Source organism: Klebsiella sp. AqSCr (assembly GCF_008452795.1).
GTDB lineage: Bacteria > Pseudomonadota > Gammaproteobacteria > Enterobacterales > Enterobacteriaceae > Klebsiella > Klebsiella pneumoniae.
The window spans coordinates 2,155,348-2,168,784 of sequence record NZ_MJDM01000005.1; the positions used below are offsets into that span (position 1 = coordinate 2,155,348).

Consider the following 13,437-nt stretch of genomic DNA (forward strand, 5'->3'; position numbering starts at 1 on the left):
CAGTGAAGCAAACTTGTGATCAACTTTCCACTTCTCTGGCCGCGTATTTCTTTTTCATGAAGAGTGGGATAAGTTAAATGAAACAATGTTTCACTTTAACAACAGGATCGCCCGATGTTTATTTTTCATAAAGACACCACCCTTGAAGACCTCGGCAATGGCGTAACCCGCCGCATTCTGGCCCACGACGGCAAAATGATGGCCGTGGAGGTGAATTTTGCCGCCGGCGCCGTCGGCCCGATGCATAACCATCCTCACGAACAGCTCACCTATGTGCTTTCCGGCGAGTTCGAGTTCACCATCGGCGAGGAGACGCGCGTCGTCAGCGCCGGCGATACGTTGTATAAGCGGCCGGGGATTATGCACGGCTGCGTCTGCCTGCAGCCCGGCACGCTGCTCGATACCTTTACTCCCATTCGCGAAGATTTTCTTGAAGGCTAATCCATAACGGGGGCGATCGCCGTCCCCGGTTACTGCCCGGCGCCCTTCAATAAAAAGATGCTGCCACAATCATTATCCTGTTAATTATATTTCCCGCTCAGTTAAGCCTAATTTTTCATTCCTTTCAGGCACCCTTTACGGCCAAAATGCTTACCACCTCACCTTTTTGAAACATCGTTTCGACTTTGATCACATTTCCATCCTGATCTGCATGACGCAGAAACAAATCGCAATAAAATGAAATTAAAACGGTGTTTTATAAAAAACAGTTCAGCATAAAAAAAGGGCTGACAGCCCTTACCTGCTAGACCAGTTAAAGAATAACCCATTAATTAGCAAGGACATGTTAAGCAGAGGAAGCGTTCAGACATTTTTGCGTTGTCAGGCGTAAAAGGCCGACAGCGCGGCGTCACCGGATCCGTATTACAACTCGTAAGCCAGGTAGGTATGTATGAATGAAAACAAGCTGCTGGGATTGGCATGGATATCGCCCTATATCATCGGGCTGATCGTCTTTACCGCTTTTCCCTTTGTTTCATCTTTCTTTCTCAGTTTTACCGAGTACGACTTGATGAGCCCGCCGGTATTTAACGGCATCGAAAACTATCGCTATATGTTGACCGAGGATAGCCTGTTCTGGAAATCGATGGGGGTGACCTTTGCCTACGTCTTTTTAACCATCCCCTTAAAACTGGCTTTCGCCCTCGGCATTGCTTTTGTGCTCAATTTCAAACTGCGCGGCATCGGCTTTTTCCGCACCGCCTATTACATCCCATCGATCCTCGGCAGCTCGGTGGCGATTGCCGTGCTGTGGCGCGCCCTGTTCGCCATTGACGGCCTGCTGAACAGTTTTCTCGCCGTCTTTGGCATCGATGCCATCAACTGGCTGGGGGAACCCTCCCTGGCGCTGATGTCGGTCACCCTGCTGCGCGTCTGGCAGTTTGGCTCCGCGATGGTCATCTTCCTCGCCGCGCTGCAGAACGTTCCGCAGTCGCAGTATGAGGCGGCAATGATTGACGGCGCCTCAAAGTGGCAGATGTTCATGAAGGTCACCGTGCCGCTGATCACCCCGGTGATTTTCTTCAACTTTATTATGCAGACCACCCAGGCGTTCCAGGAGTTTACCGGCCCGTACGTGATAACCGGCGGCGGTCCGACCTATTACACCTACCTGTTCTCGCTCTATATCTACGATACCGCCTTTAAGTACTTCGACATGGGCTATGGCGCCGCGCTGGCGTGGGTGCTGTTCCTCGTCGTGGCGGTCTTTGCGTCGATCGCCTTTAAGTCATCGAAATACTGGGTCTTCTACTCCGCCGATAAGGGAGGCAAAAATGGCTGATATTCAACAGATGGCGCCGGTGATGAGCGACGCCGATCGTGAGGTCGCCCGTACGCTGCGCCGGGAAAAGGTGAGCCGGGTGGTGCGCTACGTCGTGCTGATATTCGTCGGCCTGCTGATGCTCTACCCGCTGGCGTGGATGTTCTCCGCCTCGTTCAAGCCGAACCATGAGATCTTCACCACCCTCGGGCTGTGGCCTGCCCATGCCACCTGGGACGGGTTTATCAACGGCTGGAAGACCGGCACCGAATACCATTTCGGCCACTATATGCTGAACACCTTTAAGTATGTGATCCCGAAAGTGGTGTTAACGATCATTTCCTCCACCATCGTGGCGTACGGCTTCGCACGCTTTGAGATCCCGTGGAAGAAGTTCTGGTTCGCAACGCTTATCACCACCATGCTGCTGCCAAGCACCGTCCTGCTGATCCCGCAGTACCTGATGTTCCGCGAAATGGGGATGCTGAACAGCTATCTGCCGCTGTACCTGCCGCTGGCCTTCGCCACCCAGGGATTCTTTGTCTTCATGCTGATCCAGTTTCTGCGCGGCGTGCCGCGCGATATGGAAGAGGCGGCGCAGATCGACGGCTGCAACTCCATCCAGGTGCTGTGGTATGTGGTGGTGCCGATCCTCAAGCCGGCCATTATCTCGGTGGCGCTGTTCCAGTTTATGTGGTCGATGAACGACTTTATCGGTCCGCTGATCTACGTCTACAGCGTCGATAAGTATCCCATCGCGCTGGCGCTAAAAATGTCTATCGACGTCACGGAAGGCGCGCCGTGGAACGAAATTCTGGCAATGGCGAGCATCTCCATTCTGCCGTCCATCATTGTCTTCTTCCTGGCTCAACGCTACTTCGTGCAGGGCGTGACCAGCAGCGGAATCAAAGGTTAAGAGGGAAATATCATGGCTGAAGTGATTTTCAACAAACTGGAAAAAGTCTACTCCAACGGGTTTAAAGCGGTGCATGGTATCGACCTGAAGATTGCCGATGGCGAATTTATGGTGATCGTCGGCCCCTCCGGCTGCGCCAAATCGACCACCCTGCGCATGCTGGCGGGTCTGGAGACCATCAGCGGCGGCGAGGTGCGGATTGGGGACAAAATCGTCAACAACCTGGCGCCTAAATCCCGTGGCATCGCGATGGTGTTCCAGAACTACGCCCTCTATCCGCACATGACGGTGCGCGAAAACCTCGCCTTTGGCCTCAAGCTAAGCAAGCTGCCGAAGGCGCAAATCGACAGACAGGTGGAAGAAGCGGCGAAAATTCTCGAACTGGAAGAACTGCTCGATCGCCTGCCGCGCCAGCTCTCCGGCGGCCAGGCGCAGCGCGTGGCGGTGGGCCGGGCGATCGTCAAAAAACCGGACGTCTTCCTGTTCGACGAACCGCTCTCCAACCTTGACGCCAAGCTGCGCGCCTCGATGCGGATCCGCATTTCCGATCTGCATAAGCAGTTGAAAAAATCTGGCAAACCGGCGACCACCGTCTACGTCACCCACGATCAGACGGAAGCGATGACCATGGGCGACCGCATCTGCGTGATGAAGCTCGGCCACATTATGCAGGTTGATACCCCGGACAATCTCTACCACCAGCCGAAAAATATGTTTGTCGCCGGGTTTATCGGCGCGCCGGAGATGAATATTCGTCCCAGCCAACTGGTTGAGCACGGTGGTCGCCTGCATTTGACGCTGGGCGATCAGCGACTGCCGCTCAACGACCTGCTGCAAAGCAAAGTTGAGACTCACAAGAACCAGCAGGTGTTCTTTGGCGTGCGCCCGGAGTTTGTCTCTCTCTCCGATGAACCCTTTGCCGAGGGTTCCTGCGCGGGTGAAATGGTACGTGTGGAAAACATGGGACATGAATTCTTTGTTTATCTGAAGGTTGCTGATTATGAGCTGACCGCCCGCGTGCCGTCGGACGATGCGAAGCCGATGATTGCCAAGGGACTGAATCGCAAAGTCTATTTCACCTTTGATCTCAACAAGTGTCACATCTTTGACGCCAAAACCGAACAGAACCTCTCTCTGTGAACCCTGGAGCATAACAATGAAAAACGTGCTGATAAGCGCCACCCTCTCCGCCACCCTGGGCCTTAGCGCCTTCTCTTCGCTAGCGCAGGATGTCGACCTGCGTATGTCCTGGTGGGGGGGCAACGGCCGCCATCAGGTCACCCTCAAGGCGCTGGAGGAATTCCACAAACAAAACCCAGACATCAACGTCAAAGCAGAATACACCGGCTGGGACGGCCATCTTTCACGCCTGACCACCCAGATTGCCGGCGGTACCGAGCCTGACGTGATGCAGACCAACTGGAACTGGCTGCCGATCTTTTCGAAAAATGGCGATGGCTTTTACGATCTGAATACCCTGAAAGACGAGATCGACCTCAGCCAGTTCGACGCCAAAGAACTGCAGTCCACCACGGTCAACGGCAAGCTTAACGGTATTCCAATTTCCGTCACCGCCCGCGTCTTCTACTTTAACGACGAAGCATGGAAAAAGGCGGGCATCCCCTTCCCGAAAACCTGGGATGAACTCATGGCGGCGGGAAAAACTTTCGAAAGCAAGCTCGGGAAACAGTACTACCCGGTGGTGCTCGAACACCAGGACGTGCTGGCCCTGCTCAACTCTTATATGGTGCAAAAATACAATCAGCCGGCCATCGATGAGAAAGGGCGAAAATTCTCCTACAGCAAAGCGCAGTGGGCGGATTTCTTCGGTATGTATAAGAAGCTTATCGACAGCCATGTGATGCCGGACACCCGCTACTATGCCTCCTTCGGCAAGAGCAACATGTACGAAATGAAGCCGTGGATCCAGGGCGAATGGGGCGGGACCTACATGTGGAACTCCACCATCAACAAATATTCCGATAACCTGAAGCCGCCGGCGAAGCTGGTGCTGGGGGAATACCCGATGCTGCCGGGCGCCACCGATGCCGGACTGTTCTTCAAGCCCGCGCAAATGTTATCGATTGGCAAATCGACGAAAAACGCGCAGGCGGCGGCGAAAGTGATTAACTTCCTGCTGAACAGCAAAGAAGGGGTGGATATTCTTGGACTGGAGCGCGGCGTGCCGCTGAGTAAAGCGGCGGTCACCTACCTGACCGAGGATGGGGTAATCAAAGCCGACGATCCGGCGGTGTCCGGCCTGAAGCTGGCGCAATCCCTGCCCACCGCTCTGCCGGTCTCCCCGTACTTCGACGATCCGCAGATCGTCGCCCAGTTCGGCACCACCCTGCAGTACATCGACTACGGTAAAAAGTCGGTGGAAGAAGCGGCCGAGGACTTCCAGCGCCAGACCGACCGCATTCTGCGCCGCGCGATGCGCTAACCTGCCCGTCGGAAACCTCCCGCGGCGCACGCCGCGGGAGAGCCTGCCTGAGCATCCTGTCAGAAGAAATATTTAAAGCGCACCCGGGCGCCGTAGCGTTCATCGGGATTCCCGCTCTTCGCTGCCGTGGAATCGAGCCACGAGGCATAGGCGCCAAGGTAAATATTGAAGTTCGGCATCGCCATGATATTCGGCAACTGCCAGGAGGTGTGCAGGGTATGGATGTCATAGCGCCCCGGCGCCAGGATAGCGCAATCGCCATCGCATTCGCTGGTCACCCCGGCCATATTGAACTGGTCGATTTTATTGTGCGCATAGATATAGCCCAGCTCCACGCGATGCCAAAGGGCGTTGATCCCGGCGCTGAAGTCGGTTTCGTCCGCCGCGTCCAGCAGGGCGGTACTCAGATTGACCACCGCCCCATCCTGCGGATCGCTTTTCAGGGTGTTCCAGCTCATGGTCAGCCCGTAGCCGGTGCGGTTTGACTGGTCGACCCAGCGTCCGCTCTGGCTCTGATAGCCGTAAGCATTGTTGACGAGATTGCTCTCTATCGCCGCGGCCGCCGACCAGGCGCCGGACTGCCACGCCGCCACCGGCCGCACGTACACCACATTTTTGCGGTTTTCCAGCGCGTTACCATGATAGTTCTGATCGACAAACAGCGAACTGCCGTCCTCCACCAGGGTGTTAACTTCGAAATACCAGTTATCCACCGTTTTGCTAAACAGAAGGTTACCGCCGCTGCTGCTGCGCCCGCGCCCCTCTTTCATCATGTAAATATAGCCATAGCCATCGGAATAGAGATCGTTGGCGGTATTACCTGAATATTCAATAAAGGTATCCTGATTCAGCGGGAACATATCCCAGGCTTCAAAGCGGCCTATTTTTATTTTCCAGTCATCCTGCTGGCCGAAGAAAAATACCGCATCATCAAGATTCATTTTGCCATCCATATCCGCCAGAGGCTGCACGCTGAATCCGGCATATTGCCCGTCGGCGCCATTCCGTCTGCCATCGAAACCCAGCAGAATACGACCGTTAATATCCCAGCGCTCTTTATCGCCGGGCGCCCAGCTTTTATTCGCGCTGGTTTTGACCGACGTCAGGCTGCCGGTGCGACTGGCGCCATCGAGGTTAAATTCGACGTCGCCATAAAATTTTAATTCGCCATTGTCATTTAGCTGCAAACGCGGCGAAGCAGGCGCCGCGCGGGCGACCGTCGCGGCCTGCTGCTGGCCTTTCAGCGTCTTAATTTCCGCCTCTGCGCTGGCGGCGCGCGCCTCCGTCGCCTTTAGCCGCTGCTCCATTTGCGCCAGTCGCTCCTCCAGCGATAACGGCGCCTGCGCCATAACGGATGGCAGATACAGAGACGTCAGAAAACACCCGACCCAGATTTTATTCATCGGTAAACCCTTTTATTATGGAATGAACTGAATTTTTTATTAATGGGTAACGCACGACGATGCAGGCAATAATAACCCGCCCATCGTCAAAGACGGGTTATTAACGACAACAGCCTTATTATTATTCGAGCTGCCAGGCGCCGGCTTCGTTTAATGCCGCCGAGCCGCTCCAGGCAAATAACGCTAATTCACGGCGGGGAGCCTGCGGATAGATACGGCTGCTCAGGCAGGCTTCGCCGTCATTGACAAAAACCTCCACCGAAGAGCTATCGAAAAATATTCGCAGGTTGAGATCCGCCCCGGCGGTCAACGGCACGCTGCGCGTCCCGCACAGGCCATACTGCGGATAATGCCGCTCCAGCACCAGACGCTGCTGTTGGGCATCCACGTAGATGCGCAGGCCATCACCAAAGCGCAGACCATACTGCTCGGCGCTGCTGCGGGCGCAGTCCCAGCGCAGATTCACCTCCATCGCCTCGCAGTTGTCGACCATCGTCGTCTGCTGGTTGTTCAGGGTGCTGACCGGCCACGGGAACCAGGCGCCGCGCAGGCTCTCCACTTCTTTCGCCGGGCGCATCTGCAGGCGGTCATCCGCGCTCAGGCTCAGCTCGCGCGGCAAGGAGAGCATGCCCGCCCAGCCGTCCTGCTGCTCCGGCAGCGGCGATTCCCACATATCCAGCCAGCCAATCACGATCCGCCGGCCATCGGGGGTGGCGAAGCTTTGCGGGGCATAGAAATCGTGGCCGTTATCCATCTCCCGGAATTCGCCATGGCGAATAAAACGCTGGCCTGGCTGCCACTCGCCGATCAGATAGCCGCTCTGGAACAGATTGCGGTTGCTGAACCCCGCGGCCTGCATCCCCTGTGGGGAAAACATCAGAACGCGTTTGCCGTTGAGGGTGAAGAAGTCCGGGCACTCCCACATATAGCCCATGGTGCTTTCCGCTTCATCCAGCACCCCCGCGTCCTGCCACTGGCGCAGATCGGCTGAACGGTACAGCCGCACCTGGCCGGTATCGCCTTCGCGCGCGCCGACGATCATGTACCAGCAGTCTCCTTCACGCCAGACCTTCGGGTCACGGAAGTGGTGCATACCCGGCGGGGTGTCGACCACCATCCCCTGGCGCTCAAAGTGGATCCCGTCGCGGCTGGTGGCCAGACACTGCACCTGATACAGATTGGCTTCGTCGCCAGGATCGCCGTGGAACTTATGCCCGGTGTAAATCAGCGCCAGGGTATCGCCATCGACCACCGCCGAGCCGGAAAAGCAGCCGTCTTTATCCTCCGGGCCCTCCGGCGCCAGGGCTACCGGCAAATGCTCCCAGTGCACCAGATCCTTACTGCGCGCGTGCCCCCAGTGCATCGGTCCCCACTGGGTGGAGTACGGGTGATGTTGATAAAAGGCATGGTACCAGCCGTCGAACCACACCAGACCGTTTGGGTCGTTGATCCACCCGGCGCGGGCCGCCAGGTGATAGTGCGGATACCAGCGCAGATTCAGCGCCTGGCGTTGTGTCTGGAGTACCTGTTCAGCCCGGGAGATTGTGTAAGTCATCATTTTCACTCTTTTTGATTCAGATAGCGGTAGGTTGCGACACCAGCGGATCGGCGGAGGATTTGCCGGAGCGCAACAAGAAGATGGAAATAAAGGTGGTGCAGAACACCAGCAGGCCCATGATCAGGTAGGACTGGGCGAAGCCATATTTTTCATAGCTGTAGCCCGCCAGCGGCGACAATACGCTGGCGATAATCGAGCTGGTGCAGGCGAAGCCCACCAGATAGAGGGTGGAGGAGAGACGTTTATCGAAGTTGAGGCTGTTGTACTTAAAGATAGCCACCAGCAGTATCGGCAACTCCACCGCGTGCAGCAGTTTGGTGATGGAGATCAGCAGCGGCCCCTCCACCAGACCGGAGGCCACCATGCGCATCGCCATCACCATGCCGGCGAAAATCAGACCGTTTTTGGCGCCGATGCGGTTCACCAGCCACGGCGCGCAGAACATGCCGGCCGCCTCGAGGAACACCTGGAAGGAGTTGAGGTAGCCATACATCTCATTGCCTTCCTGCAGGGTCGCGAACTGCGATGAGAAATAGACCGGGAACTGCTGGTCATAGACGCCGTAAATGCAGGTGCCGATGACGAAGAAGACCAGCGCCCAAAAGCGCGGCAGCGTCAGCAGGCGCAGCGCATCTTCGAGGGTCACCTTACCGCCCGATACCGCCTCCTGCATCGCATGCGGCGCCGAGGAGACCCGCAGCCGCGCCAGCAGGATAAAGAACACCAGCCCGGAACAGCTGGCGACGAGGAAGTTTAGCTGCGGATTGATGTTAAACAGCAGGCCGGCGAAAAAGGTGGCCACCGCCCAGCCCAGCGAGCCCCACATCCGCGCCCTGCCGAATTCAAACTGGCTCTGACGCGCCACCCTCTCGGTGTAAGATTCCAGCACGCCGATGCCGCCGTTAAAGGTCAAACCGATATAGATCCCGCCAAAGATGCTGCCCAACAGGACGTTGATTTTCAGCAGGTGGCCGAACAGCAGATACGCCGGACCAGAGAGGATCAGCAGCGCGGTGATATACCAGAGCAGATGTTTGCGCAGCCCCAGCTTGTCCTGGATAAATCCATAGCAAACTTGCGCAAACAGCGCGGAAACCGACAGTACGGCATAGATAATACCGGTATCGCCTGCCTTCAGCCCAACCTCCTGGTGAAGCCAGATAGAGAGCAAGGAGCCGGATGACGACCAGGTCACGAAAAAGAAAAACAGTAAGGCACTGAGCAACGGGTAGCTGTGTGAGTGAGGCGCTTTCATCATGACATTCTCGTGTTAGAGGAATGCAATTATGGTAACGTTAACAAAAAACAAAACGCAGGTGGATTCGCTGCGATATATGATGTTAATCACAAAAGTTAACGTTAACATAATGAAGATGCGATCGCGATCAAAAATCAACCGCAACATAGCTCACGACGGCGATAGCAGAAAATCGTTTCACTCTTTTACATCAGCGACTTAGTTGTATAGCCTGTACTCTGCGGCAATGGCGGAGGAAAAAATGGCGTCCCTGAAAGATGTAGCAAAACTGGCGAATGTATCTCTGATGACCGTCTCACGGGCGCTGAACACCCCGGAGCGGCTGAAGCCCGAGACACTGGCCCGCGTGCAGGCCGCCATCGCCGAGACCAACTACGTCCCCGACCTGTCGGCGAAGAAGATCCGCGGGGCGCGCGCCACCCCCAGCACCATCGGCGTGCTGGCGCTGGATACCGTCACCACGCCCTTTTCGGTGGAGATCACCCTCTCGATCGAAGAGACGGCCCGCGCCCACGGCTGGAACAGCTTTGTGGTCAATATGTTTTCTGACGATCGTCCGGAAGCGGTGGTCGACCTGCTCCTCTCCCACCGTCCGGACGGCATTATCTTTACCACCATGGGCCTGCGCCAGGTACCGCTGCCGGAGAAACTGCTGACTCTGCCCTGCGTGCTGGCCAACTGCGAAAGCCTCAGCCAGCCGGTGGCCAGCTATATCCCGGACGATGAACAGGGGCAGTACGACGCGGTGAAAGCCCTGCTTGCCGCTGGCTATCGTCGTCCGCTGTGCCTGCACTTACCCGCCAGCCAGCCGGCGACGATCCGCCGCCGCCGAGGGCTGGAGCGCGCCTGCCGGGAGGCCGGTATCGAACCGGACCATCTGAGCCATTCGTATATGGGCCAGGGCGATGAGCATTACCACGATATCCCGGCGGTGGTGCTGGCGCATATCCGCGAGGGTAAACCTGGCTTTGACTCAGTGATCTGCGGCAACGATCGCATCGCGTTTATGGTCTATCAGACGCTGCTGGGCCAGGGGTTACGCATTCCACAGGACGTGGCGGTAGTGGGATACGACAACATGGTGGGCATTGGCGATCTGTTTCTACCGCCGCTCTCCACAGTGCAATTGCCGCATTATGACATCGGGCGCCTGAGCGCCCTGCATATCATTCACGGCGACAACCATCGGGAGACGCGCAAAGTCGCCAGCCCGTGGTTGCCGCGCGCCTCACATTAACGATTACCGATGTTGCGCAGCTTCTCGCCCGCCATCAGGTTGCGCTCAATGTGCTCGAGGGTGACATTCTTGGTTTCCGGGATCAGCCAGAAGGTGATGCCGATAAAGGCCACGTTGAGCGCCGTGTAGAGCCAGAAGGTGCCGGCGGCGCCAATTGCGTCAAGCAGCGTCAGGAAAGTGGCGCCGATGATCATATTCGACACCCAGTTGGTGGTGGTCGAGCAGGTGATGCCGAAGTCGCGGCATTTTAGCGGCTGGATCTCGGAGCAGAGGATCCACACCACCGGCGCCGCGCTCATCGCATACCCGGCAATACACATCATGGTCATGCCGACGGAGAGCCAGGAGAGGCCGCTGGATGCGGTGCCATTGTCGAACTGCATCAGGCAGTAGCCCAGCACCAGAGTGCCCAGCGCCATCACGCTAAAGCCGATTTTCAGCGCTGGCTTGCGGCCCGCTTTATCCACTGTGAACACCGCAATAAAGGTGGCAAACATAAAGGTCAGGCCCACCACCAGGGTGGCGATCATCTGCTGTTCAGTAGTGGTAAAGCCCGCCATTTTAAAGATACGCGGCGCATAGTACATGATGATGTTCATGCCGGTGAATTGCTGCATCGCCTGCAGCAGCATGCCCAGGAACACCGCCCGGCGCACGTTACGATTGACCTTAAACAACGCCCAACCGCCCTGCTTCAGCTTGAGGCTCTCACGGATCTCGTTAAGCTCGTCGCGCGCCTTTTCCGAGGTATCGCGCAGCATCCGCAGCACTTCTTCCGCTTCGATATGGCGTCCCTTCTCCGCCAGCCAGCGCGGGCTGTTCGGCAAAAAGACGACCAGAATGATCAGGATCACCGCCGGCAGCGCCAGCACGCCCAGCATGGCGCGCCAGTTACCGCTGTAGCTAAAGGCGGTATCGGAAAGAAACGCCAGCACAATGCCAAGGGTGACCATCAGCTGATACATACTGATCATTTTCCCGCGCACGTTCTCGCTGGCCATCTCGGAGAGGTACAGCGGCGCGGTATAAGAGGCAATCCCGACTGCCACGCCCAGCACCACGCGGGCCACCAGCAGCACCTCCACGCTGGCGGCAAAAGCGGATCCGATAGAGCCGGCCACAAAGAGTACGGCCCCCGCCATCAGGCTGTATTTACGGCCAAGGCGGAAAGACAGCCAGCCGTTAAACAGCGCGCCTATCGCCGCCCCCAACATCATGCTGCTAACCACCCACTCCTGAAGCTGGCTGGATAAGGTGAAATGGTCGGTTATAAAGGGCAACGCTCCGGATATCACGCCGATATCCAGGCCAAAGAGCAAGCCAGCCACCGCCGCGGCGATGGAAACAAACCAGTTCATCCGCCGAGTATCACGTTGCGTCCGCGGCGATAATGTAGAGTCGTTACTGATTGAAGTCATTTTTTTCCTGCCACACAGAGTAAGACATAAGACGAAAGTACGTGACTGGTGGATGAATGGGTCAGGCAGGATAAGCCAAAGATATGGACTATATTGCTGGCAGGATGGGTTTTGTGATGGACATTAAACTTTCAAAGTAACAAAAAATGCGTTTCCAATAGTTAATAACCCTGTTTATACAGAGCGGTAACATTATACCCGTGTTCCGGAGTATGGACGATCCGCACTTTTGCGTATGGACAATAATTGCTCAGATGGCCGGAGCGATACGACAGACTCCGGCCATCGCGGACGGTTAGCGCGCCAGCCAGCCGCCGTCCACCGCCACCGTGTAGCCATTGATGTAATCGGAGGCTGAGGAGGCAAGGAACACGACTGGCCCCATCAGATCGGCCGGTAGCCCCCAGCGCCCGGCGGGAATGCGATCGAGGATTTCGCTGCTACGCTGCTCGTCGGCGCGCAGCTGCTGGGTGTTGTTGGTCGCCATATACCCCGGGGCGATGGCGTTGACGTTGATGTTGTGTTTGGCCCACTCGTTGGCCAGCAGGCGGGTGACGCCCATCACCGCGCTTTTGGATGCGGTATACGACGGCACGCGGATCCCCCCCTGGAACGACAGCATGGAGGCGATGTTAATGATCTTCCCGCCGCTGCCCTGGGCGATAAAGTGTTTCGCCGCCGCCTGGGACATAAAAAATACGCTCTTGATGTTGAGGTTCATCACGTCGTCCCAGTCTTTTTCGCTGAACGCCAGCGCGTCCTCGCGGCGAATCAGGCCGGCATTGTTGACCAGAATATCAATATGGCCGAACTCCGCCACCGCCCGCTCCAGAAGCTGAGGAATACCGTCGATCTGGCGCAGGTCGGCGGTCAGGCTGAGAAAACGGCGTCCCAGCGCGGTTACCCGCTCGATAGTCTCCACCGGTTCGACGATATTGATACCGACAATATCGCAGCCCGCTTCCGCCAGCCCGAGGGCCATCCCCTGACCTAAACCGGTATCGCATCCGCTCACGACGGCCACTTTTCCCTGCAGGGAGAATGCATCAAGAATCATATTATGTTCCTTAGTCGTTCAGAGCCTGCTGTTTGCAGGCAAGGTTCTCTCGGCCCGGTCCGCGCCGGCGGCGCGACTGAGCGTGGGGCGAACTCTCGGGCATAGCCCACCATAATGAAAATAAAACAGAGTTCCGTTTTGCTGATGGGTGCCATCTTAGCCCCGCCCCCAGCCATTTTCAATATTATTTAAAACGATGTTTCATTTTTTATGATGATGATTACAAAAAAAGAAAAAGCGAAGGAGCCTCCCGGCACGCGCCAGGCCGGAAAAGGTTTTGAAAAGATGAAGATTCTACCGATTGTCTGCAGAGGTGCCGAAGCGAAGCCAGCAGACCGCTGAAAACGCGGGAATTACGCTGAACTGCGTGAGCCATCACAAATAA

At 56.6% G+C, this 13,437-nt stretch carries 13 protein-coding genes; 7 read left to right on the forward strand and 6 right to left on the reverse strand.

Annotated elements, in window-relative coordinates; translation table 11 throughout:
• Nucleotides 1-114: 114 nt before the first annotated feature.
• From BHE81_RS14470 to BHE81_RS14490, 5 genes are all read left to right on the forward strand, one after another.
• Complete coding sequence (locus tag BHE81_RS14470) at nt 115-441, forward strand: cupin domain-containing protein (protein WP_002915993.1); 327 nt, start codon at nt 115-117, stop codon at nt 439-441.
• Nucleotides 442-892: 451 nt separating this feature from the next.
• On the forward strand, nt 893-1,783 hold the full coding sequence (locus BHE81_RS14475; protein WP_002915995.1) for a carbohydrate ABC transporter permease: 891 nt from the start codon (nt 893-895) through the stop codon (nt 1,781-1,783).
• Nucleotides 1,776-2,678, forward strand: coding sequence for a carbohydrate ABC transporter permease (locus BHE81_RS14480; protein ID WP_002915996.1), 903 nt, complete (start codon nt 1,776-1,778; stop codon nt 2,676-2,678). Before BHE81_RS14475 ends, BHE81_RS14480 begins: the two co-directional genes overlap by 8 nt.
• A gap of 12 nt (nt 2,679-2,690) precedes the next feature.
• Nucleotides 2,691-3,818 (forward strand): ABC transporter ATP-binding protein, encoded by a 1,128-nt coding sequence (locus BHE81_RS14485; RefSeq protein ID WP_023278750.1) that lies wholly within the window; start codon nt 2,691-2,693, stop codon nt 3,816-3,818.
• 16 nt (nt 3,819-3,834) lie between these two features.
• Nucleotides 3,835-5,121 (forward strand): ABC transporter substrate-binding protein, encoded by a 1,287-nt coding sequence (locus BHE81_RS14490; RefSeq protein ID WP_110246453.1) that lies wholly within the window; start codon nt 3,835-3,837, stop codon nt 5,119-5,121.
• Between the two features lie 59 nt (nt 5,122-5,180).
• Here the strand turns inward: BHE81_RS14490 and BHE81_RS14495 are convergent, their stop codons facing one another.
• From BHE81_RS14495 to BHE81_RS28240, 4 genes are all read right to left on the reverse strand, one after another.
• The gene (locus tag BHE81_RS14495; RefSeq protein WP_004149644.1) at nt 5,181-6,524 is read right to left on the reverse strand and encodes a carbohydrate porin; all 1,344 of its coding nucleotides are present in this window, start codon (nt 6,522-6,524) and stop codon (nt 5,181-5,183) included.
• Between the two features lie 121 nt (nt 6,525-6,645).
• Nucleotides 6,646-8,079, reverse strand: a complete 1,434-nt coding sequence (locus BHE81_RS14500) for a glycoside hydrolase family 32 protein (protein ID WP_024622945.1) — start codon at nt 8,077-8,079, stop codon at nt 6,646-6,648.
• A 19-nt stretch (nt 8,080-8,098) separates the two neighbouring features.
• On the reverse strand, nt 8,099-9,340 hold the full coding sequence (locus BHE81_RS14505) for an MFS transporter (protein WP_002916000.1): 1,242 nt from the start codon (nt 9,338-9,340) through the stop codon (nt 8,099-8,101).
• A 12-nt stretch (nt 9,341-9,352) separates the two neighbouring features.
• On the reverse strand, nt 9,353-9,487 hold the full coding sequence (locus tag BHE81_RS28240) for a hypothetical protein (protein ID WP_004143987.1): 135 nt from the start codon (nt 9,485-9,487) through the stop codon (nt 9,353-9,355).
• A gap of 94 nt (nt 9,488-9,581) precedes the next feature.
• Between BHE81_RS28240 and BHE81_RS14510 the strand changes: the two genes are divergently transcribed.
• Nucleotides 9,582-10,577, forward strand: coding sequence for a LacI family DNA-binding transcriptional regulator (locus BHE81_RS14510; protein WP_004149647.1), 996 nt, complete (start codon nt 9,582-9,584; stop codon nt 10,575-10,577).
• Here the strand turns inward: BHE81_RS14510 and BHE81_RS14515 are convergent.
• Together BHE81_RS14515 and kduD are read right to left on the reverse strand one after the other, a co-directional pair.
• Nucleotides 10,574-11,995 carry a sugar porter family MFS transporter gene (locus BHE81_RS14515; RefSeq protein WP_002916001.1) on the reverse strand — a complete coding sequence of 474 codons (1,422 nt, stop codon included), beginning with the start codon at nt 11,993-11,995 and terminating at the stop codon, nt 10,574-10,576. The genes BHE81_RS14510 and BHE81_RS14515 overlap by 4 nt on opposite strands.
• Nucleotides 11,996-12,290: 295 nt before the next feature.
• The gene (kduD, locus tag BHE81_RS14520) at nt 12,291-13,052 is read right to left on the reverse strand and encodes a 2-dehydro-3-deoxy-D-gluconate 5-dehydrogenase KduD (protein ID WP_002916003.1); all 762 of its coding nucleotides are present in this window, start codon (nt 13,050-13,052) and stop codon (nt 12,291-12,293) included.
• Between the two features lie 210 nt (nt 13,053-13,262).
• On the opposite strand from kduD, the gene BHE81_RS28970 reads away from it, so the two are divergent.
• Entirely contained in the window at nt 13,263-13,394 is a 132-nt protein-coding gene (locus tag BHE81_RS28970; RefSeq protein WP_032410097.1) for a hypothetical protein, read from the forward strand.
• The last annotated feature ends 43 nt before the right edge of the window (nt 13,395-13,437 follow it).